At 46.3% G+C, this 22173-nt stretch carries 24 protein-coding genes; 14 read left to right on the top strand and 10 right to left on the bottom strand.

Going from position 1 to position 22173, the window contains the following annotated elements:
• Positions 1 to 150 precede the first annotated feature (150 nt).
• From cutA to NG796_RS14275, 3 genes are all read left to right on the top strand, one after another.
• Positions 151 to 489, top strand: coding sequence for a divalent-cation tolerance protein CutA (cutA, locus tag NG796_RS14285; protein ID WP_261207506.1), 339 nt, complete (start codon positions 151 to 153; stop codon positions 487 to 489).
• A 292-nt stretch (positions 490 to 781) separates the two neighbouring features.
• Positions 782 to 3637, top strand: a complete 2856-nt coding sequence (locus NG796_RS14280; protein ID WP_261207505.1) for a CHAT domain-containing tetratricopeptide repeat protein — start codon at positions 782 to 784, stop codon at positions 3635 to 3637.
• 188 nt (positions 3638 to 3825) lie between these two features.
• The gene (locus tag NG796_RS14275; protein ID WP_261207504.1) at positions 3826 to 4023 is read left to right on the top strand and encodes a chlorophyll a/b-binding protein; all 198 of its coding nucleotides are present in this window, start codon (positions 3826 to 3828) and stop codon (positions 4021 to 4023) included.
• A 265-nt stretch (positions 4024 to 4288) separates the two neighbouring features.
• On the opposite strand, the gene NG796_RS14270 is transcribed toward NG796_RS14275, so the two are convergent.
• The gene (locus tag NG796_RS14270) at positions 4289 to 4948 is read right to left on the bottom strand and encodes a sigma-70 family RNA polymerase sigma factor (RefSeq protein WP_261207503.1); all 660 of its coding nucleotides are present in this window, start codon (positions 4946 to 4948) and stop codon (positions 4289 to 4291) included.
• Between the two features lie 384 nt (positions 4949 to 5332).
• Here NG796_RS14270 and NG796_RS14265 point away from each other — a divergent pair, with 384 nt between their 5' ends.
• Complete coding sequence (locus NG796_RS14265; protein ID WP_261207502.1) at positions 5333 to 5911, top strand: glyoxalase-like domain protein; 579 nt, start codon at positions 5333 to 5335, stop codon at positions 5909 to 5911.
• Positions 5912 to 5974: 63 nt separating this feature from the next.
• Here NG796_RS14265 and NG796_RS14260 read toward each other — a convergent pair whose 3' ends face one another.
• Together NG796_RS14260 and NG796_RS14255 are read right to left on the bottom strand one after the other, a co-directional pair.
• Positions 5975 to 6907 (bottom strand): LysR family transcriptional regulator, encoded by a 933-nt coding sequence (locus NG796_RS14260; RefSeq protein WP_261207501.1) that lies wholly within the window; start codon positions 6905 to 6907, stop codon positions 5975 to 5977.
• Between the two features lie 454 nt (positions 6908 to 7361).
• Positions 7362 to 7922, bottom strand: a complete 561-nt coding sequence (locus NG796_RS14255) for a hypothetical protein (RefSeq protein WP_261207500.1) — start codon at positions 7920 to 7922, stop codon at positions 7362 to 7364.
• Between the two features lie 683 nt (positions 7923 to 8605).
• On the opposite strand from NG796_RS14255, the gene NG796_RS14250 reads away from it, so the two are divergent.
• The 3 genes from NG796_RS14250 to NG796_RS14240 are packed head-to-tail and all read left to right on the top strand — an operon-like array spanning position 8606 to position 11069.
• The gene (locus tag NG796_RS14250; RefSeq protein ID WP_261207499.1) at positions 8606 to 8983 is read left to right on the top strand and encodes a PleD family two-component system response regulator; all 378 of its coding nucleotides are present in this window, start codon (positions 8606 to 8608) and stop codon (positions 8981 to 8983) included.
• A complete protein-coding gene (locus tag NG796_RS14245) occupies positions 8980 to 9594 on the top strand; it encodes a chemotaxis protein CheC (RefSeq protein WP_261207498.1) in 615 nt (204 codons plus the stop codon). The genes NG796_RS14250 and NG796_RS14245 overlap by 4 nt, the downstream gene beginning before the upstream one ends.
• Entirely contained in the window at positions 9591 to 11069 is a 1479-nt protein-coding gene (locus NG796_RS14240) for a diguanylate cyclase (RefSeq protein WP_261207497.1), read from the top strand. Before NG796_RS14245 ends, NG796_RS14240 begins: the two co-directional genes overlap by 4 nt.
• A 193-nt stretch (positions 11070 to 11262) precedes the next feature.
• Here the strand turns inward: NG796_RS14240 and rsmG are convergent, their stop codons facing one another.
• Positions 11263 to 12069, bottom strand: coding sequence for a 16S rRNA (guanine(527)-N(7))-methyltransferase RsmG (gene rsmG / locus NG796_RS14235; RefSeq protein ID WP_261207496.1), 807 nt, complete (start codon positions 12067 to 12069; stop codon positions 11263 to 11265).
• Positions 12070 to 12232: 163 nt separating this feature from the next.
• Positions 12233 to 12907 carry an ABC transporter ATP-binding protein gene (locus NG796_RS14230; RefSeq protein WP_261207495.1) on the bottom strand — a complete coding sequence of 225 codons (675 nt, stop codon included), beginning with the start codon at positions 12905 to 12907 and terminating at the stop codon, positions 12233 to 12235.
• A 305-nt stretch (positions 12908 to 13212) separates the two neighbouring features.
• Here NG796_RS14230 and NG796_RS14225 point away from each other — a divergent pair, with 305 nt between their 5' ends.
• The 4 genes from NG796_RS14225 to NG796_RS14210 all read left to right on the top strand — a co-directional run bounded on the left by NG796_RS14225 (position 13213) and on the right by NG796_RS14210 (position 15994).
• Entirely contained in the window at positions 13213 to 14139 is a 927-nt protein-coding gene (locus NG796_RS14225) for a Sll0314/Alr1548 family TPR repeat-containing protein (RefSeq protein ID WP_261207494.1), read from the top strand.
• Positions 14140 to 14345: 206 nt separating this feature from the next.
• Positions 14346 to 14798, top strand: a complete 453-nt coding sequence (locus NG796_RS14220; RefSeq protein WP_261207493.1) for a DUF3531 family protein — start codon at positions 14346 to 14348, stop codon at positions 14796 to 14798.
• 66 nt (positions 14799 to 14864) lie between these two features.
• Complete coding sequence (locus NG796_RS14215) at positions 14865 to 15305, top strand: NUDIX hydrolase (RefSeq protein ID WP_261207492.1); 441 nt, start codon at positions 14865 to 14867, stop codon at positions 15303 to 15305.
• Between the two features lie 38 nt (positions 15306 to 15343).
• Positions 15344 to 15994: a Uma2 family endonuclease gene (locus tag NG796_RS14210; protein WP_261207491.1), complete on the top strand. Its 651-nt coding sequence runs from the start codon at positions 15344 to 15346 to the stop codon at positions 15992 to 15994.
• A gap of 129 nt (positions 15995 to 16123) precedes the next feature.
• On the opposite strand, the gene NG796_RS14205 is transcribed toward NG796_RS14210, so the two are convergent.
• Together NG796_RS14205 and NG796_RS14200 are read right to left on the bottom strand one after the other, a co-directional pair.
• Positions 16124 to 16444, bottom strand: coding sequence for a DUF2973 domain-containing protein (locus NG796_RS14205; protein WP_261207490.1), 321 nt, complete (start codon positions 16442 to 16444; stop codon positions 16124 to 16126).
• 153 nt (positions 16445 to 16597) lie between these two features.
• A complete protein-coding gene (locus NG796_RS14200; protein WP_261199390.1) occupies positions 16598 to 16915 on the bottom strand; it encodes a DUF2605 domain-containing protein in 318 nt (105 codons plus the stop codon).
• A 294-nt stretch (positions 16916 to 17209) separates the two neighbouring features.
• On the opposite strand from NG796_RS14200, the gene thrS reads away from it, so the two are divergent.
• From thrS to NG796_RS14185, 3 genes are all read left to right on the top strand, one after another.
• Positions 17210 to 19036: a threonine--tRNA ligase gene (gene thrS / locus NG796_RS14195; protein ID WP_261207489.1), complete on the top strand. Its 1827-nt coding sequence runs from the start codon at positions 17210 to 17212 to the stop codon at positions 19034 to 19036.
• Between the two features lie 169 nt (positions 19037 to 19205).
• Positions 19206 to 19994, top strand: coding sequence for a DUF4058 family protein (locus tag NG796_RS14190; RefSeq protein ID WP_261207488.1), 789 nt, complete (start codon positions 19206 to 19208; stop codon positions 19992 to 19994).
• 222 nt (positions 19995 to 20216) lie between these two features.
• A complete protein-coding gene (locus tag NG796_RS14185; protein WP_261207487.1) occupies positions 20217 to 20753 on the top strand; it encodes a hypothetical protein in 537 nt (178 codons plus the stop codon).
• A 26-nt stretch (positions 20754 to 20779) separates the two neighbouring features.
• Here the strand turns inward: NG796_RS14185 and NG796_RS14180 are convergent, their stop codons facing one another.
• The 3 genes from NG796_RS14180 to NG796_RS14170 all read right to left on the bottom strand — a co-directional run bounded on the left by NG796_RS14180 (position 20780) and on the right by NG796_RS14170 (position 22030).
• Positions 20780 to 21292: a hypothetical protein gene (locus NG796_RS14180; RefSeq protein WP_261207486.1), complete on the bottom strand. Its 513-nt coding sequence runs from the start codon at positions 21290 to 21292 to the stop codon at positions 20780 to 20782.
• A 43-nt stretch (positions 21293 to 21335) separates the two neighbouring features.
• Positions 21336 to 21551 (bottom strand): hypothetical protein, encoded by a 216-nt coding sequence (locus NG796_RS14175; protein ID WP_261207485.1) that lies wholly within the window; start codon positions 21549 to 21551, stop codon positions 21336 to 21338.
• Between the two features lie 68 nt (positions 21552 to 21619).
• Entirely contained in the window at positions 21620 to 22030 is a 411-nt protein-coding gene (locus tag NG796_RS14170; RefSeq protein WP_261207484.1) for a hypothetical protein, read from the bottom strand.
• Between the last annotated feature and the right edge of the window lie 143 nt (positions 22031 to 22173).

Here is a 22173-nt window from a genome sequence, read left to right as displayed (position 1 = left end):
ACAAAAATTTTATAATTTTCATCCGGATGAGTGAATAAAGTAATGAATTTAAGACTCTAAAACTTTTAATAGGTTCCTTAACCCGATAAAATAGCCCCAATGACAGGCTAACCGTCTAGGAAATCCAGCAAACCCAAGGAAAAAAGCCCTATGAAAAACCCGATTGATGAACCGGAATATGTGATTGTCTGGGTCACGGCCCCCACGCGAATCGAAGCCGAGGCGATCGCAGAATCTCTCGTGGAATCACGGTTAGCCGCCTGTGTGAGCCTGAACCCTATCTACTCCATTTATACTTGGAGCGATAAAATTAATAAAGAAGAAGAATGGCAACTCACAATTAAAACCGATTTGCGTCAATTTGCCCGATTAGAATCAATAATTAAATCCTTACATTCTTATGAAGTTCCTGAAATAATTGCCATTCCAATTATTGCAGGTTCTACGCCTTACTTAAACTGGATGAGTGCGTCAATTGTGAGAGACTAAGCCTTTTCTCCCCATCGAGATTCCCAAAATTAAGCCCAAGAATCGGTGCTTGAGGGTAAAAATCCTCTTTGATCCCATTCAAACCCCCAAGAGAGAATAGGAACACCTGTGGGCAATCGTTCTCAGTCTTGAAAACAGGGACTATAATACCCCCATAGGCTACAGCTATCTATCCTTGTAGGGGGTATAAACCGAGGATAGCCCACCCTGGTAACTCTTAGGGGAACGAAAAAATAACGCCCCCCTTCATACCCAACAGTTCACCCTCAATCCTGGTCAAACCCAACCTCTTATGAGCGATCGAGGAGACAAAACCAAGAACAATCCATCCCAGGACCGCCTCCCCCGGGCGATCCTGAAGCTAATCCTGGGGTTAAGCCTCCTCATCTCCCCTGGAATCGCCACCGCTGCACCGGATGCTGTCACCCTACCCGAATCTACGGAAAGCACTACTCCAGATGCCTTACAAGAACAAGCCGATCGCGCCTTTGATGAAGGGGGGCAACTCTTCCAAGAAGGCACCCCAGAGGCCCTCACCGCTGCCCAAGCCAAACTCCAAGAAGCCCGGACCCTCTATCAACAACTCGGAGATCGCTCCTTAGAAGCCGAAACCCTCATCGGACTTGCCTTCGTTGCCAAAGCCACCCGTGACCCTCAAGCCGCCCTCGACTACCTCCAAGAAGCCCTCACCCTTAAAGAAGCCGTAAAAGACCTTCCCGGCGTCGCCGACGTCCTGTTTAATCTAGGCCGCAGTTATGCGGAACTGGGAACCTTTACCCCCGCCCTGGATGCCTACAATCGGGCGCGAGACCTATATCGAGAACTTGTACTCCCCAGTGCAGAAGCCTTTGCCCTCATAGAACAGGGGGCGGTTTATGATGCCCTAGGGGAATATCAACAAGCCCTGGATGCTTATAACGAAGCCCTTCCCCTGTGGAAAGAAGCAGGCGATCGCTCTGGAGTGGCGGTCACCCTCAATAATATTGGTAAAATCTACGACGACTTAGGACAATATCGAGAAGCCTTGGATTATTACAATCAAGCCCTCCCCCTCTATCGAGAACTCGATGACCCTTATGGAGTTGCCCTTACCCTCAACAACATCGGCAACGTTTACGAAGCATTAGGAGACAAACAAACCGCCCTCGATCGCTATAACGAAGCCCTTCCCCTGTGGCAAGCAGCGGGCGATCGCCGAGGAGAAGCCACCACCCTGAATAACATCGGCTTCGTCTATGCCAAAGAGGGAGACTATCCCCTTGCCTTAGAAACCTATAACCAGGGATTACCCTTGTGGGAAAGCGCAGGCGATCGCCGGGGAGAAGCCAGTACCCTCAACAACATCGGCTTTGTCTATGCCTCCCTCGGCGACAATTCCCAAGCCCTGGAATACTATCAACAAGCCTTACCCCTACGCCAATCCGTCGGCGATCGCCCCAAAGAAGCCCTCACCCGCTACCGGATTGCGATCGCCCTGCGTCAGCAAGGACAACTCGAAAACGCCCTCACGGAAATCGAAACAGCGATCGCGATCGCCGAGGATCTGCGCACCAACGTTGCCAGCCAAGACTCCCGTGCCTCCTTCTTTGCCAAAGTCCAGGACTACTACGAATTCTACATCGACCTGCTGATGCAACTGCACCAACAGCAGCCCAGCGCAGGCTTTGACGCTAAAGCCCTCCAAGCCAGCGAACAGGGCCGCGCCCGTAGTCTCCTAGAAATCCTCAACGAAGCCAACGCTGATATCCGCCAAGGGGCCGACCCCCAACTTCTTGATCGCGAACGTAGCATCCAACAACAACTCAGCGCCCTAGAAGAACGCCGCATCCAACTCCTCTCCGGACCCCATACCCCCGAACAAGCCGCCGCCCTCGCCGCTGAAATTGACGCCCTACTCACCCAATACCGACGAGTCCAAACCCTGCTACGGGTCACCAGTCCCCGTTACGCCGCCCTCACCCAACCCCAACCCCTCACCCTCACCCAAATTCAAGAACAAGTCCTTGATGATGACACCATCCTCCTAGAATATTCCCTCGGCAAAGAACGGAGTTATCTGTGGGTGGTCACCAAAACCAGCCTCACCAGCTACACCCTACCCCCCCGAGAAGAAATCGAACAAGCTGCCAAACAGTTTAGAAATGCCCTCACCATTCCCAGTCTGCGGATCCGGCGATCGATTTTTACCCAAACCTCTGCCGCCCTTAGCGAGAAAGTCCTCGGACCCGCCGCCGACTTTCTCGGCGATGACAAACGCCTGCTGATTGTCAGTGATGGGGCCTTGCAATACATCCCCTTCGCCGCCCTCGCCGTCCCCAATCCCCCAGACGATAGCGAGGGTTATCTCCCCTTAATCGTTAAACATGAAGTCGTTAGCTTGCCCTCTGCCTCTACAATGGCCGTCTTGCGTCAAGAAATTGCCGGACGCACCCCCGCCAGTAAAACCCTAGCGGTCCTTGCCGATCCGGTATTTACCCCCTATGATGAGCGTCTGCAACCGAATGCCGTCGATGAGTCCCTCACCCTCGGGATTAAATCTGAACCCCTAACGGGTCCCTCGCAAGTTGAATTTAGCCGACTCCCCTATACCAAACTCGAAGCCGAAGAAATTCTCGCCCTGGTTCCCGAATCCGAACGCCGAAAAGCTTTCGGGTTTGAAGCCAGTCGCGAAGCGGCGACTAATCCCGAACTAAGTCAATATCGGATCGTTCATTTTGCCACCCACGGACTGCTGAATAGTGTGAATCCGGAGTTATCGGGGTTAGTGTTTTCTCTGTTAAATCCACAGGGGGAACCGTTAAATGGGTTTTTGCGCCTGCATGAAATTTTCAACCTCAACTTACCCGCAGAATTAATCGTGTTGAGTGCCTGTGAAACTGGGTTAGGGCAGGAAATCCGAGGGGAGGGCCTGGTGGGGTTAACCCGGGGGTTTATGTATGCCGGTGCACCTCGGGTCCTCGTTAGTCTGTGGAGTGTGGATGATGAAGCCACCGCAAGGCTGATGGTGAATTTTTACCAGAAAATGCTCCAACAAGGGTTAACGCCAGCGGCTGCGCTGCGATCGGCCCAAATCGAACTTTGGGAACAACAACGATGGCAGGCCCCTTTTTATTGGGCAGCCTTTACCTTACAAGGCGAGTGGCAGTAGGCTTTTCCGGGGATTCGCGTTGTTGTTAATCCTCCTATTTTTTATCCAAAAAGTTGCCAGTTGTCAACAAGAGTTTATGAATTTTAATGAATTTCCGAAATATTGTTGCAAAACTTCATAATCTCTGTTACATTTATTTACAGAAGCAACCAAGGGGTTCACCAAACCAACTTAAGGAGCCAATAACCATGAACACCACAAAGGGAGTCGTGATCAGCGAAAGCGATAAACTCAACAACTTTGCGATCGAGCCGAAAATGTACGTTGATGACACCCCGCGCACGGGTTTTACCCCCTACGCCGAACGACTCAACGGAAGGCTGGCAATGATTGGTTTTGTTTCATTACTCGCCTTTGAAGTTTTAACCAAAAATGGAGTAATCTAATTTTTTCAAAATTTATAAAATAACGAGCTAAAGCTCGATATCTCAAAATCAACTTTCTCATAGACAAGCCTTTGTAACGCACGAGTCCTCTCAACTCGTGCGTTTTTGTTTGATAAGCGATGGGCGAGAATCGGGGATAGCCTGGAACTTCCTAAAATTGCTAAACTAAAAACACCATAAAATCCACCTAATTACGGGCGTTAGGGGTCGATCCCGACGCATAAAATATGATTTAGGACAAGGCATCTGCCTTGTCCTGATGAGATTAGGTCGCGTTTTGTAAAGCGGGGGCAGAATTGGAATGAGGGGGAAAAGCCTCCAAATAGATGATTCTAATATCCTTCGGTAAGGCTGATTCTAAGCGTTGATACCCTTCTTCGAGTAATGCCTTAACCTCCCCTGGGGCGATCGTTTCTCCTTCTGCTTGCAGATAAGCCGAAATGCGAGTTTCACTCCAGTGAAAAGTCTGTGCCATTAATACCGTAATCCGCAACAGGGGAGAGAGTAAATCTAAAGCTTGTTCCACATAACACCATAACGGAGGTGGGGAAGTCTGCAAGGAATAGTGGATGGATTCGACGGGGGGTAATTCCGCGTGTTCGATACACCAAGCGGTCATATTAATCAGCCAAGTTTGCAAGGTAAAGGGGGTAGAAGCACCTTCTTCAAAGCGTAAATCCAACCCCCGGAGTTCGTGGTAGATATGCCGCCAAGTCATGGCAAAGAGATAGTCTCCTTGCACTGGGGATTTAGCTTGATGTTGAATTAGGGTATAGACAATGGAGCTATAGCGTCCAAAAATGGCGGTGAAGTATTTGCCTTCATCAGGATGGCGCTGAAACAGGGTCAGCAGTTCGCGATCGCTTCTTTGAAACAAAGACTGCACCAGAGGGTGTTGACATTCCGAAAAAACAGGCGGTTGCATAAGCTCGAACTCACGAATCAAAACGGGTCAGTTGCATCACCCACAAGGGGGGTTGAAGTCCCTAAACGACTCCAGATCTCTCCGATGGATGTCTGTAATATATCCACAGTTGTGGGGAATTTGCATCCCTAACCTCAACCGAATGAGAACGAACGCCTAGAAACTGGGTTTTGAGGAAAATGGGTCGATAAAAGAGCGAAATATCGATTCAGAAACCGGGTTTCTAGGGTAGGGGACCGAAGTCCAAAAGAATGCGGTGATGAGTTCTGTCCCCCTTTGTTACAATTAATTACAATCAGATTGACCTACAATAAAGGGGGGCATCACCCCGACTGTGCAAGCGATCGCTCGATCTCAACCTCGGTTTACCCTATTGAAACGTACATGGCTCTAACTGTTAGCGTTCCTCCGACATTAAGCTCGTTGCTGCCATCCCTGCCTCTGGATAGCCTCTTTTCTACCCAGGGGATTATGGTGATGCTACTCGCCGCCTATGGTGTGGCGATGTGGATGTTCCTCACCAGCGCCCCGAAAGTTTACACCATCATGGTTTCTGATTTAGAGACTGCCCGACAGCTTTATGAAGGGTTGCTGGAATTACCTGCGGCGGAAGTCCCTTTACATTATTACTATAATTACGAGCAAACCCTGGGCGGCACTGGCATCGACCCCCTTTATATGTCCTCTCCAATGGGGTCTTCGGCGACTCAAACCCTGGCTGGACCCGATGGACTGTGGTATCAATTACAGAAAAACACTCAACTGCACGTTATTTCTGGGGCGAGTTTAGGTAGCAAGAACCGACAACGCCATGTAGGGTTTGACCATGACTGCCTCGAACAGTTGCTATTACGGGTGCAGATGAGCGGAGTTAAGTACAAAATCCGTCGAGAAAAGCCCCTAAATTTCTTGGTGAAAGACCGCCAAGGGCGGGTCATTGAAATGACTGAGGTTTCCAATTAAGGTCAAGAATAATCCGGCGATCGCCCTGGGATGGGTTCGCCGGATTTTGCTGCAACAGGAGATTCATTCCATCTGCTGGTGTAGTCTCGTTGAACTTTCAATCGCCTGTTTCCCTTCATTCAGGAGATATTCAAAAAAGGTCCGCGCCACCACAGACAGTTGTTTACCACTGGGATAAATGGCATACCACTGTCGCGGAATGGGAAAACCCTCCACATCCAGAATTGTCAGTTGATTTTGCCAACCATCCAGGGTCAAAACATGACGAGAAAGCACAGAAATTCCTAATCCTCCAGCGATCGCCTGTTTGATCGCTTCATTACTTCCCAGATCCAGGCGTACCTTCACCGCCACCCCCCGATCTTCAAACATTTTTTGCACCGCTTGTCTCGTTCCCGAACCCGGTTCGCGCATAATAAATGGCTCTCCATTCAAGCGTTCAATCGGGATATTTTTCTGGGATGCCAAGGGATGACTCATCGGTGCCAACACCACCAGGGGATTGTCCAGAAACTCATGACAGAAGACATCCGGAGTTGCCGGAGGTTGGCTTAAAATATACAGATCATCGAGATTATCATTGAGGCGTTCTTGCAATCCTTCATGGTTTGTCACCTTGAGGGAGACATCAATTCCCGGATAGCGTTGACAAAATGGCCCGAGTAATCGGGGAATGACATATTTAGCAGTTGTAATCACGCTCAGTTTTAATTGTCCCTGTTTGAGACCTTGGAGATCCGCCACCGTCATTTCAAATTGGGAAAGGCGATCAAAAATGTCTCGACAAGTCCCTAATAATTCTTCTCCCGCTTCAGTCAAATACAGCCGTTTCCCGACTTGTTCAAACAGTGCCATTCCCACCGACTTCGCCAACTGTTTCACTTGCATCGAAACCGAGGGTTGCGTTAAAAATAGTTCTTCAGCAGCACGAGTAAAGCTCTTGTGACGAGCTACGGCTTCAAAGACTCTAAGCTGGTGCAGGGTTGACTGCTTCAATGCCCTTTCTCCTCAGAATAACCCTTTAATATAGCGCGTCTAAATCAGTTTGACCTAGAGATAGCGAAGCTTGATGCAAAGCTATAGCGCTTACGCGCAGGCTGTGCCAACGGCATAGCTTCCAGGTGCAGCACTCTAAGGGTATGGGGCTTAGATCCAGTGTCAAATTCATTTAGGGTCGCTATATAGACTTGAGTCTATTATATTCATAAATAATTATTCTTTTGACTTATGGTTTTTGGAGTTAATATAAATTTACATACAAAAAAACTGTATTACTCCCTTCCTGTAGCGTTGCACGGGGAGTCGGTCCTCGGTTGGTTCTTGCTGTAGCCATTATCTCGTATTTTTGACAGCCAGCGATCGCCTGTTTTCGTGCAACGCTTTTTCTTCCTGCGGCTAACCCTTCCTACTCCTTACTGACGGCCAAAATTTCCCCTTCATTCCGCTGGGTTCACCCTCTTGCGATCGCCCACCTTACAAATTCTACCGCTGTGGTTCGGTGGGGTGACGAGATAGAACCGTCAGGGGGAATACACCGACCGATCGCAGACTCGGGGGAGTTCCACAACGCCAAATGGTCCACCGGGGGATCCGCATAGAAACTCTCGCATCCTCGTCCCAAGAGGGCGGAACTCCAGTGGGTAAAATAATCGTGACTGACTCGGTGAATCGGAAAGGGAGCAAATAAGGGCACCCCCCAGCCATCAATGGCAATAAAGGCTTTAACCGGACATTGAAGAGAATGTAATCCCCAGGCAGCCCCGATCGCCCCCACGACTCCAGCGCTGAATCCAATCCAGATCAGGGGTTCAGGGGATGCCAGGTTAGACAAGTTGATCGCCCCCCTTTGGTGCAAAAACTGCCAGATTTCCAGGGGAAAGTAAGGGCGATCGCAAGGGGGGAGAATCCAAACCTGGGGAGTTGCACCCGACGAGTCTCCGTTCGGCAGCAACCTTGCTACAAAACTTTCCGTCAGCTTCTGATCATGAATTCCCGGACAAATAATGATCACCAGACCCTAGCCTTAATCAAACTAATAAATTTTTCTTTGCGCTTTTCTGCCATGATAGTCAAATCAGTTCCCAGCAGAAAGAATTGAATCGGGTAGGAATCCGAAAAATCGGGGTGCAGATTCTTTCATCTCAGGCTGGGGTTGCTCTGGAAGCAACGCGGTGTCCCAATGGGTAAGGGTATTGACCGGATGAGCTTTGTATCCGTTGTCACCCCAATTCTAGGGCATTCAGACAAGATTAAGTCAGTAGGACCAGAAACCGGGCTTTTGTTCCTAATTTGTTGCTAATTAGCGAAGCTATTTGCAGACCAACCCGGTTGTCTTCATGGCACTGAACCGATGCTTGAGGATTGGGATCATTAACTCGCGTGATTGACTTAGGGGGGATGGCGGGAATACAACGATGGATTCCGAAGAGGTCCCCAAGCTATGAAGAATAGTTTAAGGTTGATAGAGGAAATTACCTTACACTGCGATCGGAGTGATTCAATCGGCAGATGTAGCGCTTGATCTGTCTGAGACTAAGAGAGGCGATCGCCTAACGATTGCGCTACTCTAATGAATGTAATGGGTGCTCGTAGGAGGGATCGTCTCAATGCACCGATGTTTCATACCTTGTATTCAAAAAGGACCTCAAAAAAGGATATAAACCTTGCCGTTACTCTGGTGTAAATAATAGAACGATGCCGTTAATTTTGATTGTAGATGATGCACAATTTACCCGTCGGGTTATCTGTAAATCCTTACAGAAACAGGGATACCTTACCCGAGAAGCCTCCAATGGACGCGAGGCGATCGGCCTGTTAGATGAAGAAATGCCCGATTGTATTTTATTAGATTTATTGATGCCGGAATTTGACGGATGGGATGTTTTAACCTTTTTAAAAGAGCATGAATATACCATTCCTGTGATTGTCATAACAGCGGATATTCAAGAAACCTCCCGTCAACACTGTTTTGAATTGGGAGCAAAGGCAGTGATTAATAAGCCGCCTAAACCAGATGAATTGAATAATACCCTGAAAAAAATATTGGGTTTTACAGAGGAGAATGCGCGATGAATTTAACCGTTGACCAACTGGATACCTTGCAGGAATTGGTCAACATTGGTGTTGGCAGAGCAGCAAGTGTCCTCAATGAAATGATTGAGTGCCACATCCGCTTGCAGGTTCCATTTATCCGCGTGTTTTCCCCCGGGCAAATGAAGCAGGAACTGGAAAATCGTCTGGGAGTTTCTCTAGTTTCAGCGGTACGCCTTGGCTTTAGTGGCTCATTCAGTGGTCTAGCCCAGCTTGTTTTTCCTACAGATAGCGCCTCTAAATTAGTGGCTTTGTTGACCAATGAGGAAGTTGGAACCCCTGACTTGGATGCTGTCAAAATTGGCACCTTAACGGAAATAGGCAATATTGTAATCAATGGGGTAATGGGTTCCATGAGTAATTTGCTCAGACAGCATCTGAATTATTCCTTACCCATGTATTTAGAAGATACGGTCGAACACTTGTTGGGTTCTAAGCAATTAGAACCTAATACTACCGTGTTATTAGCTCAGGCTCGATTTACCATTGAACAGCTCCAAATTGCGGGAGATATTATCTTAATTTTTAAGGTCGGGTCCTTTGATGCCTTACTAACAGCCCTAGAGATGATAGAAGAGAGTGAGGAAGAATGAATGAGATCCAACAGGTTGAGGATAAATTTGGAATTCTCGACCGAGTTCCCGTGGGGGCTTGCGTCCTGCGGGAAGATTTTATTGTTCTGTTTTGGAATAGTTGCCTAGAGGATTGGACAAAAATTTCAAAAAGCGAAATCGTGGGCAAGAATTTGGGCGATCGCTTTCCTCATTTAATTCAACCGAAGTATCACCACCGTCTTCAACAAGTATTTGAAGGCGGTCCTCCCACTATTTTTTCTTCCCAACTGCATAAACACCTGATTCCAGCCCCTCTTCCCGATGGGGAATTTCGGATCCAACATACCACAGTAACCGGGGTTAAATCTTTTGAGGGTCAGGGGTTTTACGCTCTTTTAGCCATCGAAGATGTCACGGACCTCACTCGCCGCCTTCAGGATTATCGATCTATGCGCGATCGCGCCCTAGAAGAAATTGAGGAACGCAAGCAAGCCCAAGAAGCATTGCATCAAAAAACCCTAGAATTAGAAGTGCGTCAGCGAGAATTAATCTTGCTCAGTGAAATGAGCGATTTACTCCAAGCTTGCCTAACGGTTAAAGAAGCCTACAGTGCGATCGCCCAATCCTGTAAATTACTTTTTCCCAACATTCCCGGTGCCGTTTTTATTATTAACTCCCTCAATAATTTGCTCGATGTCGTTGCTAGTTGGGGGATTACTTTTAGCAGTCAGAAAGTATTTGCGCCCAATGAATGTTGGGCTTTGCGACGGGGGCGGGTGCATTTTGTCGGGAATATGCAAAATGGATTAATTTGTCAACATCTCCATCAAAATCTCTTACCCGCTGAATATTGCTGCGTCCCGATGATGGCTCAAGGAAAAGCCCTAGGCGTCCTCTATTTATGTGCCCCAGATAAAGGACCGTTATCGAATACAACCCAACTGTTAGCCATGACCGTTGCGGAACATATTGCCCTAGCCTTAGCGAATTTAAAATTGCGCGAAACCCTGCATAACCAAAGCATCCGCGACCCCCTAACAGGTTTATACAATCGCCGCTATTTAGAAGAAGCCCTGGAACGGGAAGTCTATCAAGCTGAACTGAAAGCTTATCCCCTCTCCCTGATCATGATCGATGTGGATCACTTTAAACAATTTAATGATACCTTTGGTCACGAAGCGGGAAATCAAGTCTTACGACAATTGGGAGAGTTTTTCCAAAAAAATATCCGCCCTACGGATATCCCCTGTCGCTATGGAGGCGAGGAGTTTACTTTAATTTTACCCGAAGCACCTTTAATAGTTACTCAAGAGCGGGCCCAACAATTGCGAAAAAAGATAAAATTATTACAAGTGGAATATGCTGGACAATCCCTCGGCTGCATCACCCTTTCTTTAGGGGTTGCCAGCTTTCCTGAACATGGTAAAACTGGACTCGCTGTTCTCCGTGCCGCCGATGTCGCCCTCTATCAAGCTAAAGCTGCCGGTCGCGATCGCGTCGTTACCGCCTCTTAATCCATAAAAACCCCGAAACCGCAGCCTCTCCCGATTTATAGTAACGAATTCAGTCGTTATCCCGCTGTCGGAGTAACAACTTCAGTCCTGTCTCAATCCTTACCAACACCGGCTATTTCCTACAGATGCCCGTCTGTTCAGTCTACTCTCACATTCCCCCATGTCCTACAACCTGAGACAGTCCGCCCTCCGATTACAGCAGAGGATTTTGAGCGGGTATCCCCACAGCGCGAGGAAATTCAGGACGAGTTGGTGCAACCTTTCTCAAATAAACACAAGTGCGAACACTATCCGTTAGCGGGGTCGTGAATTTCTCCACAAAATCCACTATCCCACCCAATTGCTCAATTCCAGCCGAAACGACTTGCGCTTCTTCCTCAGTCCAATGACCGCGATACAAAATCCCCAACCCGCCTACTTTCAGCAACGGCAGGGCATATTCTGCACAAACCATCGTCGGCCCGATCGCCCGCGCGAAGGCAAAATCATACTGTTCCCGATGTTCAACTGCACGACCCATATCTTCCACTCTGCCGACGATCGCCTTAGCATTTTCCATCCCCAACTGGTTAATTAAACTTTGAAGAAAGGTAATTTTTTTGCGAGTGGAGTCCAGGAGAGTTACCTGCCACTCAGGACAAGCGATCGCCACCGGCAACCCCGGAAAACCCGCCCCAGTTCCAATATCGATCGCCCGAACTGACCCCTTCCCTCCTTCCCCAGGAACCCTCTCCGTTATGGACGAAGAGACTTCCTCAGAGGCAGAACCGAAGGGTTGAGATAATAAGGGCGTAATTCCCCGCAGAGAATCCCACAGATGCTTTTCCCAAAACTCATCTGGTGCAGTAATCCGAGTTAAATTGAGGGATTGATTCCCTTCCAGAATCCCTTCATATAAGCTTTGAAATTCCAGCAGATGACCTGCATCGGGCTGCCAATTCATCGTTTTTTCCCATAATTTGAGATTTTCTGGCAGAAGGGGTTTGTAAGATTCACTCATAGTTAGTCGTTCAAATACAAGCAGGTTGGGGGCTGGGGGAGGTTGAGGTAAGGTGGAATTCCAGAAGGACTCGAACCCCTGATCAAAAACCTGGGGTTCTCAGAAATCGGGGGTTAGCAGTGGAATTGAGACCGGCGATAAAAAGCTAGAATTGGGCGATCGCTCAAGAACTGACCACCGAGAGTTGAGTGCTGATGGCGAGTTTATTCGGTTCGACACTTTGCAGTTCCCCATGATTCAGGGTCCAACAGCAATCGGCGATCGCCAACAAGTCCCCCGCATCATGGGTCACCACCAACAAACTCCAATGCTTCTTCAACTTCGCCAACAACATGACTAAATTGCGCCGCATGGACCAATCTAAACCTGCCGTCGGTTCATCCAGTAACAGCAAATGAGGCTGCCGGATTAATTGTACTGCCAATGCTAGTCGGCGTTGCTGTCCACCACTGAGGGATTGAGGCGCTGTTTGCAACGACAAGCCATCCAAACCCACTTCTTTGAGGGCCTCATGAACCCGTTCAGACCCCAGTTCTGGATGCCCTAAGCGCAACTCCTCCAGCAGGGTCCCACAACAAAAATGCCGTTCAGGGAACTGAAACACCAACCCCCCTAATTGTTGCAAATGGGCGGGAGTCAACAGTTGATCCCGCCAAAAAATGTCACCTTGGGTTTTTTCCGCCAACCCTCCCAAAATTTCTAACAAGGTGGATTTACCAGAACCGCTTGGCCCAATAATCAAGCCTAACTGTTGTGGGGCAAATTCTAGGTCAATGGCCTTGAGAATCGGCGTGGGAGTCGCGGTGGGATGGTAAGTTAGGTTTTTCAGATAAAGCATTGAAACCCTTGTCCACAATAGGGGGATTAAACGAGATTGCACAGACTCAACAGCATTCTACTGTTCAGATGTCTATTCTATTTTGACAAACTTAACCGGATTACACTACTGTGCAATAGTTTGGAACTTGCCCCTAATCAGGGCGTCACTACCTGCCTAGTGTAGAACACATCACTTTTTAGTCCGGACTTCTCCTGTAACGGGATTGGGATTCTAAAATGGAAAGAACCGGCCTGAGTCGATCGCGACTCAATAGGGATTTAGAATTTTTTGGCATCATCGAGGCAAAACAGACGAGGTAGAGTATGAACTATCGGTTTTCTATGGCGGGTCGGTTACTCGCTGCGATCGCAGGCACTGCGGCGATTGCCTTGACTTTCAATATCAGTCCAACTCTGGCTTTAGACCCCTTCCGCACCGAAAATCGTCATGAAATTGGCGATCAGACTGAAGCCGCATTTAGAACCCTCTTTGAACAGGGAAATTATCAAGAGGCACTCCGCAAACTTCAACAAGCTGAACAAAGCGAACCCAATGAACCCTTAGTCTATGCGATGCAAGGGGCTTTAGCCTATTTAGATGAAGACTGGGATCGCTTAAATGATTATGCAACCCGCACTCGCACCACTGCCGAATCTTTGTTAACCGAAAATCCCTTACGCGGCAATCTTTATATAGCTGTCGGGCATTTTTTAGAGGGCGCTTATATTTTGAGTACGGAAGGAACATTGCGCGGCGTTCCCAAAGCAATGGCTAAACTGCGAGAAGTGTTCAAGCATTTTGATGCGGCAGAAAAAATTGAGGCGAATGACCCAGAGTTGAATCTGATTAAAGGATTCATGGATTTAATGTTAGCCGTGAATCTACCCTTTGCCAATGCCGATGATGCGATCGCCCGCCTGGAAAATTATGCGGCTCCTTCTTATTTAGCCTATCGGGGAATCGCCTTGGGCTATCGCGATTTAGAGCAGGTTGATCAAGCTTTATCAGCAGTGAATCGGGCTTTAGAGATCACCCCAAACAATCCAGAACTGTTTTATCTCAAAGGGCAAATCTTAGTTAAAAAAGGCAACGATTTGAATAATATGGAATTGCTGCAACAAGCTGAATCTAATTTTCAGACGGCCCTGGCTCAAGCCAATGAGCAATTTCCCGAAACTTTAAGACGGCAACTGCAACGAGAACGCGATCGCAACGTTCGCAAAATGCAAGAGTTAGCTTCTGCCTCCTGAGAACCTAGAAACCCTCTCCCTCGAAAAAGTTAAAAAGCAGGTTTCTTGATAAAAATTCTGGGAATCCGCCATAAATCTTCGGGGCGGTGAAACCTGCTTTCTTCGGCCACTGATTGAACAAGAATAAACCGACGCCTAGATATGTTAATCTATTAAACGTCGGTTTTTTGACCTTTAATCTCCCCTTGATGTAGAGAAAGAGAAATATGCAAGTAGAGTTTCGGGAGTTTAACCCCTTTGATGTCTGGATCTGGTTGGAGTTTAGCACCAGTCCAGGCAAAAGTGAAAAACAGTACGTTGAGGAAGTCTTCGATTCTTGGTTTTTTCTCGGCAAACTGGGGGGATTTAATGCAGAAAATCTCCAAGTTCAGGACACCGGATTAGAAATAAGCTATATGCAGTATGATTCGGTGACTGCTGAAAAAAGTTTGATGGCGCTGATGCACAATATGGGAGATTTTGAATATAATGGGACCTGGGCACGCTGCTGGTTTGACCTCGGGACCAGTGATGCGATCGCCCTTGATGTTCTCATTAATGCCCTTGATCGCCTCAGTCAAGAATTTGTAGTCATTGAACGCCTGATTATTGGTGGAGAAAATGCTGATTGGCCCGTCGCTGATAGTGACAGTCGTTCCCGATTCGCTGATGATAATTAGTTAAATTATTCAATTTTCCCAGCTTAATTTACTGGGAAAATTTAATTTGATTTTATTTCTAAAAAAATGACTAAAAAACCTAAAATTCGCGTCATTACATTAGGTCTAATTCAAGACAAAAATCGCCTGTTTGTTTCCGAAGGCTATGATTCAGTCAAACACCAATCATTTTATCGTCCTTTAGGAGGCGGTCTTGACTTTGGCGAAACTAGCCTGGAAGCTTTAAAACGGGAATTTCAAGAAGAAGTCAAAGGAGAATTAACCAATATTCACTACCTAGGTTGCCTAGAAAATATTTTTATATATAACGGCAAACCGGGCCATGAAATTATTCAACTCTATCGCTGTGATTTTAGAGATCGCAAATTTTATGAACTCGATTCTGTCCCCTTCTTTGAAGGAAACCGCCAAGGAAAAGCCCTCTGGATCGAGATAGACCGATTGACATCCGGTGAGTTAGTTCTTGTCCCTCACCAATTGTTAGATTTTATTCAAAAATTAGATTGAATAGAAATGCTTAATAAAAATCATTTTTGGAGTTAAAAATGCTATTAGAAATTAATAGAATCACCGTTCCCCCGGGACAGCGAGTCCTACTCAAAGAGGTAAGCTGGAAAGAATTTGAAGCCATTTTAGAAGACTTAGGTGAACATCGAGGAGCGCGAATTGCTTACGACAAAGGAACCTTAGAAATCATGACTCCACTACCAGAACACGAAAGGGCAAAACTCTATATAACCAACTTAGTACAAATTCTCCTAGAAGAACTCGACCTTGAATTTTGTCCTCTGGGTTCGACTACATTTAAAAATCAAGTCATGGCACAATGCATTGAACCCGATAATTGCTTTTATATCCAAAATGAGGCAGCAGTCCGTGGTAAGGACCGATTAGATTTGACGGTAGATCCGCCTCCAGATTTAGCTTTAGAAATTGATGTCACCTCGCGCACCCATGTGATGATTTATCAAGGGTTAGGTGTAGGGGAATTATGGCAGTTTGAGAAAGGAACCCTCAAAATTAGCCGCCTGCAAGAAGATGGTATCTATCAAGAATGCGATCACAGTCAAAATTTTCCCAATTTTCCCCTAACTGAGGTCATTCCCCAATATTTAGAACAAGCCAAAACTGCAGGCAGAAATAAAACCATGAAAGCCTTTCGCACCTGGGTTCGGGAAGTTCTAGCAACCTTTTAGGAGCCAAAGCCTGTTGTTTTCTGTTAACCCATGTCAAAAGCCGGTCAACACCCTCAGTTCACCGCAACCCTTGCATTGTATGAGTCAGAGTTTAGACTTCTAAAATCTCCAATCTCAACCCTCTGATTTTTATTTTTCTTCCTTGCTCTCCCCAGATCCTCCCGGTGAAGCTTCATATAAAGCATCTAGGCGTTCTCGGGCATCATCCATTGTCATGGATTTCATCACCATTAACGGTTCATTGACTACATTTCCTGACGCATCCAGCAGTTCGGGATGGGGGACCGGACGTTGATACCGTCCCATTATTGAATTCGGAGACCCTGAGTTCCACCGTCCTGGTGGATAGGTTCTGGATTCACTACTCAGCATGACCAAACTGCGAATCAAGTTTCCGACGGCGAGAAACGCCAAAATGGTAAAGGCAAAAATGTAAACTAAGTGCAGCATATTGATATTCTCCGGCACAGTCAGGTGATTAAGGGGTAACTCAGGGGGGTAGATTAAAGCGTGTTTCTCAAGGGAAGCACTCAGTGTCTAATCTTCCAGGGGATCTAGGGATTTAATTTAGGGTTAGTCGAGGCCACTGCCACCGAGGACCGCCTAGACGGAATTTTCCATGCGAAACCGCATCGACACTTGCCAGCATTCCGTTAGCAATTTGTGCCACGGCATCAGCACTTCCATTTCTACGCCCACCTGACCCTCCGTGGCCCTGAGTAGCATTTGAGCTGTGGTGACTTCTTGCTGTGCATATTGCACTCTAGCGAGTAACTCGGTTTGGCCCTCTTTCCCCAAAAAGGAGATTTCCTCATTTTCCAATAACTTGCGCGATCGGGCAAACCAATATTGAAAATCCTCTAATAACGGTTCTAGTAGAGTTTTGAGTAAGTTAGGCTCGGGAAGATTGGGATTGAGCATGATTTTTAGATAATCGGGGTACTGAGGCTAATTTTAACTTATTTTACAAAACTTAACATTATGCGACAGAGTTTACAAGGGGTTAGCGATCGCCTGGTAACAATTGGCGATCGCCTTAGAGTTCCCCTCTTACCCTTGACATTTACCCTCTAATCTGCATAATTCCCCACTTCAACTGCCCCCTCTCCGTGGGCCTCCTGTCGCAACAACTTCAGCCAACCACTCCCATTGGGGAACCGACCCTTTAAAATAGAACAGAAGGTAATACAAATCCGCGATTAAAATCCAAAGCAAATGGCTAACTCATCTCCGGCTGTCGAAGCACCCGCCGAAAAAATTTACTTGCCGCGTACCAGCGAATCTGAGCAACTCAAAAAGATTCGCCACACCACCTCTCATGTGATGGCGATGGCAGTCCAGAAGCTTTTCCCCAAGGCCCAAGTGACTATTGGACCTTGGATTGATAATGGATTTTATTATGATTTTGACAATCCTGAGACCTTCACTGAACAGGACCTCAAAGCCATCAAAAAAGAGATGGTCAAAATCATCAACCGGAAATTACCCGTCACCCGTGAAGAAGTCACCCGAGAAGAAGCGGAAAGACGCATCAAAGCCATTAATGAACCCTACAAGTTAGAAATTCTCGGGGACATCAAACAAGAACCGATTACCATTTATCACCTCGGGGAAGAATGGTGGGATTTGTGTGCGGGTCCCCATGTTGAAAATACCAGCGAACTTCACCCCAAGGCGATCGAACTCGAAAGTTTAGCTGGGGCCTACTGGCGCGGCGATGCCAGCAAACAACAACTCCAGCGCATCTACGGCACCGCCTGGGAAACCCCCGAACAACTCACCGAATACAAGAGACGCAAAGAAGAAGCCCTCAAACGAGATCACCGCAAACTCGGCAAAGAACTCGGACTCTTTTTGTTTGCCGACCCCGTAGGTCCCGGATTACCCTTATGGACCCCCAAAGGCACCGTTTTACGCAGTGTGCTCGAAGACTTCCTCAAACAGGAACAAGTCAAACGCGGATATCTCGGCGTTGTCACCCCTCATATTGCCAGAATTGACCTATTTAAAACCTCCGGTCATTGGCAACAATATAAAGAGGATATGTTCCCCATGATGGCAGAGGATGAAGAATCCGCCGCAGAAGAACGGGGGTTTGTGCTTAAACCCATGAACTGTCCGTTCCATATCCAAATTTATAAAAACGAGTTGCGTTCCTATCGGGATTTACCCATGCGTCTCGCGGAATTTGGCACTGTTTACCGCTATGAACAATCGGGAGAATTGGGGGGATTAACCCGAGTTCGCGGCTTTACCGTGGATGATTCTCACCTGTTCGTGACTCCAGAACAACTGGATGATGAATTCCTGAGTGTGGTGGATTTAATCTTATCGGTCTTTAATAGTTTGCAACTGAAAAACTTTAAAGCCCGGTTGAGTTTCCGTGACCCCGAATCTGATAAATATATCGGGTCGGATGAGGCATGGAATAAGGCCGAAAATGCCATCCGTCGCGCTGTTGATACCCTAGGGATGGAGTCTTTTGAAGCGCCAGGAGAAGCGGCATTTTATGGGCCAAAACTGGATTTTATTTTCCAGGATGCGCTTGAACGTGAGTGGCAGTTAGGAACCGTCCAAGTGGACTACAACTTGCCGGAACGCTTCCAATTAGAATATGTGGGCGAAGATGGCACGCGCAAACGTCCGGTGATGATTCACCGTGCACCTTTTGGGTCATTGGAACGGCTGATTGGGATTTTAATTGAGGAATATGCCGGAGATTTCCCCTTCTGGTTAGCACCAATTCAAATGCGCTTATTGCCGGTGAGTGATGAATTTCTACCCTTTGCGAAAGAGGTAGCCACTCGGATGCGAATTGAGGGAATTCGGGCTGAAGCCGATACCAGTGGAGAGCGTTTAGGGAAGCTGATTCGCAATGGAGAAAAGGAAAAGATTCCGGTGATGGCTGTAGTTGGGGCTAAAGAAGTGGAAGCGAATCAGTTAAGTATTCGCACCCGCGCCGGTGGGGAGTTGGGAACGATGGCGGTGGCAGAGGTGATTGAAAAGATGAAGGTTGCCAATCGCGATCGCACCAATTTCTAGTTCCCATTTTTAGTATAGATTTAGGGCGGATAATCCTACTTTTCCTAAATCTATACTTGTCGCCCTCACCCCCAACCGATGGCAGCCCAAAACGGGAGAGTGTAGCAGCAGAATTTATCAAGTAGGACAAGGATAGCGATAAAACAGTGCTGAAATAGGGAGTTAAATTATGCCTTCTCCATTTCCAGGGATGAACCCATATTTAGAAGGGCCAAATTTTTGGCCCGAGGTTCATAGTCGTTTAATGATAGAAATCGCAGATTTATTAGTCCCTCAGTTGCGACCCAAATATCGAGTTGCTATCGAAAAACGGGTGTATGAAAGTGCTGCAAATGATAGTTTATTGGTGGGAATTCCTGATGTCGTGGTGGAGCGTCGCCCTCTTACGCCACAGCAAGATTCTAATGTAGCAGTAGCAGCGCCTCCGACTCAAAAACCTCTGCCGGTGGAAGTGCCGATGAGGATGGAATTTCGGGAGGCCTATTTAGAAGTGCGGGAGATGGCAACCGGGGAAGTAGTAACGGCGATCAAGGTGCTTTCTCCGGCAAATAAGCGCCGAAGAAAAGGGCGCGAGGTGTATGAAGAAAAGCGGAGCCGCATTTTAGCCAGTCGGACTCATTTGGTGGAAATTGACCTGTTGCGGGGTGGGGAACCGATGCCGGTTTTAGGAAACGATGTGGAGGCGCATTATCGGATTCTGGTCAGTCGAGGCGATCGCCGTCCTTATGCAGACTTATCTCTGTTTAATTTACCCGAGACAATTCCCACGTTTCCCCTCCCGCTACGTTCTGGGGATACGGAACCGATAATTGATTTAAACCAGTTATTAAATCAGTTATATGACCGGGCGGGATATGACTTTGTGATTGATTATAGCACGCAACCTATCCCCGCTTTCTCTGAATCTGAAGCAGCTTGGGTGGATACACAGTTAAGAGAGCAAGGAATAAGGGAATGACCCTGTGATGGGTTAGAGTCCCCTCATCCCTGGGTTTGGGTGCTTTTTTGTTAAAATTGATTTTTTAGTCATGTCTATAGCAATGTTGAAGCTATCGATGGGAGTGTAGGCGATCGCCATCACTTTTGTCAACCCCCTATTCTTTGATGCGCGGTCACAGGGAAGGAAAATGTCGGATAATGGGAGAAGATGAAGATGTTTAAGAAGAGTCATTAGGAGTACATGGACTGGCAAGCAGTGGTAAAGTCGATTGATGAGTTAGTCTTTAGGGAAACCGGAGAACACCTAGATAGTCTGCAATTGGCGATTTTAACGGGAGTCCTTAACGGACAGAAGTATGCTGCGATCGCCAAAAAGTACGGATGCACTACGGGTCATGCTAGGGATGAGGGATACGAACTGTGGCGATTGTTATCGGAGGTGTTTGGCGAAAAGTTAAATAGGTCTAACTTAGTCGCCACAGTTGAGCGTTTAGGATTTGTAAATTATCAGCATCATATTATCAGTAATTCTGTTAATATTGAACATATCAATATTTGCAACCAACCTGAAACTGGTGACTTGAAAAATAGAGACAATTTCGATGCTGAATTTAAGGAAAAACATACTATAAAGAAGGATAAATACCGGGTTGAAGAGGTATTGCGAGAGACAAAATTCAAGGCGGTTGAAAAGTTGAGTCAACTGGGCTTAACCGCCGAACAAATTGCTGAATCTCTGGATTTACCGTTCAATGAAGTTCAGGAGTGGATGGAATAAATTAGCTGCGATGGGATGAAGAAAGATTATTTACTATTGCAATAGGGATTCTGGATGACACTGTTGGGTTCAACACTATCCATGAGCCATTGATTTCTACTCCTATCAAAGATTAAATTAAAAATCAAACTTTCACATGGAGTTTGACCATTTTTCATCTGATATTTTAACCAGACCTTGATTTTGGCTTTACTATTATTTTTCGCAAAAGTTTTAAAAGCATACACTTCAACTCGTCTAATAGAATTCCACCAGTTATCGTTAATTTGGGTGGCTGCTTGTCGTCGCCAAGGGTCGCTGAGTAGCTTGATAGCTTCTTGCCTATTTGTGGTTGCTAACTGATAATATCTAACGATTGTTTGTTTGGGAGCGGAGTTGTGCGGTGTACTTTTGCTGGATGATGACAAGTTTTGAGATGTGAAAAAACCTTCCACTACCTCGAAGGAAACCACTAAAATACAAACACCAAAAATCAATCCCATAATTGCTAGAAATTGAGGGTAAGTTATTCCAGATATTGACTTGAGATAGGGTTTCACTTTTCGTTCAATTCAAGAGAATCGGTTTAACTATATCATCAGGCTAACCCTTTTTGCGATCATACTCATCCCAAATTTCAAATTCTGTTCTAAGAACAATACTCTTGCTAACCTCAGAGTTGTAAAAAATTTTTAATGACTCCTCAGTTTGGACAATTTCACTAGCAAATTTAACTAAACCATTACTTGCTATTTGGATCTTATTATCCTTTTTAGTGGCCAAATGAAAGTTTGGATTTGAGTCATCTCTTCTTTTCATGTTTTTTCCTACCTGCTTCTTAAAACTAGATAATCCCGATATTCTTAGGTAACTCATTGGCTTGATAATTAGTCTTTGTTGCTAATAGCTTGCAACCTTTTTTCCATCTTTTTAATAAGTTCATTTCGATACATTTTTTTTACTGATTCAGGGTAACTGGGTGGTAAACATTCTAAACCAGCAATTTCCCTGCCAAAAATCTCAAAAATATCTTTCATTTTTCTGTTTTCAGCTTCAATTTTTGTTCTGGAAACTTCAACATCTATATCTTGTACAACTCTTTCATAGGTCAAACGAATATCACGCCAAGCCTCTCCAATCACAATAGTAACTGCTGTAACTGGAGTTGCTAAAGCTCTACCAACAAACCCTAACACTATTTTCCGTTCAATATCGCTGGGAATTACTATTTCTCCACGCTCATTTTCATAGTAAACAGGAACAGATTTTCCAGCTACAGTAATCTTATCGTCAATCATTAGTTTTATCTCCTAAACTATTTTTATGAATTCGCATCAACAAAACTGACTAAAATTAAAATAATAACCCAGAAGTGTTGAATGATAGAAAAAGTTGCAAAAATTTCCCGAATAAACTATAATACGAAACTGATAAAAACTGA

Source organism: Laspinema sp. D2d (assembly GCF_025370755.1).
Taxonomy (GTDB): domain Bacteria; phylum Cyanobacteriota; class Cyanobacteriia; order Cyanobacteriales; family Laspinemataceae; genus Laspinema.
This window is presented reverse-complemented; position numbering and strand designations above follow the sequence as displayed.

Bases quoted from the DNA above. Each gene is read 5' to 3' on its own strand.
- cutA (WP_261207506.1), top strand. From the start codon at position 151: ATGAAAAACCCGATTGATGAACCGGAATATGTGATTGTCTGGGTCACG.
- NG796_RS14280 (WP_261207505.1), top strand. From the start codon at position 782: ATGAGCGATCGAGGAGACAAAACCAAGAACAATCCATCCCAGGACCGC.
- NG796_RS14275 (WP_261207504.1), top strand. From the start codon at position 3,826: ATGAACACCACAAAGGGAGTCGTGATCAGCGAAAGCGATAAACTCAAC.
- NG796_RS14270 (WP_261207503.1), bottom strand. From the start codon at position 4,948: ATGCAACCGCCTGTTTTTTCGGAATGTCAACACCCTCTGGTGCAGTCT.
- NG796_RS14265 (WP_261207502.1), top strand. From the start codon at position 5,333: ATGGCTCTAACTGTTAGCGTTCCTCCGACATTAAGCTCGTTGCTGCCA.
- NG796_RS14250 (WP_261207499.1), top strand. From the start codon at position 8,606: ATGCCGTTAATTTTGATTGTAGATGATGCACAATTTACCCGTCGGGTT.
- NG796_RS14245 (WP_261207498.1), top strand. From the start codon at position 8,980: ATGAATTTAACCGTTGACCAACTGGATACCTTGCAGGAATTGGTCAAC.
- NG796_RS14240 (WP_261207497.1), top strand. From the start codon at position 9,591: ATGAATGAGATCCAACAGGTTGAGGATAAATTTGGAATTCTCGACCGA.
- rsmG (WP_261207496.1), bottom strand. From the start codon at position 12,069: ATGAGTGAATCTTACAAACCCCTTCTGCCAGAAAATCTCAAATTATGG.
- NG796_RS14230 (WP_261207495.1), bottom strand. From the start codon at position 12,907: ATGCTTTATCTGAAAAACCTAACTTACCATCCCACCGCGACTCCCACG.
- NG796_RS14225 (WP_261207494.1), top strand. From the start codon at position 13,213: ATGAACTATCGGTTTTCTATGGCGGGTCGGTTACTCGCTGCGATCGCA.
- NG796_RS14220 (WP_261207493.1), top strand. From the start codon at position 14,346: ATGCAAGTAGAGTTTCGGGAGTTTAACCCCTTTGATGTCTGGATCTGG.
- NG796_RS14215 (WP_261207492.1), top strand. From the start codon at position 14,865: ATGACTAAAAAACCTAAAATTCGCGTCATTACATTAGGTCTAATTCAA.
- NG796_RS14210 (WP_261207491.1), top strand. From the start codon at position 15,344: ATGCTATTAGAAATTAATAGAATCACCGTTCCCCCGGGACAGCGAGTC.
- NG796_RS14205 (WP_261207490.1), bottom strand. From the start codon at position 16,444: ATGCTGCACTTAGTTTACATTTTTGCCTTTACCATTTTGGCGTTTCTC.
- NG796_RS14200 (WP_261199390.1), bottom strand. From the start codon at position 16,915: ATGCTCAATCCCAATCTTCCCGAGCCTAACTTACTCAAAACTCTACTA.
- thrS (WP_261207489.1), top strand. From the start codon at position 17,210: ATGGCTAACTCATCTCCGGCTGTCGAAGCACCCGCCGAAAAAATTTAC.
- NG796_RS14190 (WP_261207488.1), top strand. From the start codon at position 19,206: ATGCCTTCTCCATTTCCAGGGATGAACCCATATTTAGAAGGGCCAAAT.
- NG796_RS14185 (WP_261207487.1), top strand. From the start codon at position 20,217: ATGGACTGGCAAGCAGTGGTAAAGTCGATTGATGAGTTAGTCTTTAGG.
- NG796_RS14175 (WP_261207485.1), bottom strand. From the start codon at position 21,551: ATGAAAAGAAGAGATGACTCAAATCCAAACTTTCATTTGGCCACTAAA.
- NG796_RS14170 (WP_261207484.1), bottom strand. From the start codon at position 22,030: ATGATTGACGATAAGATTACTGTAGCTGGAAAATCTGTTCCTGTTTAC.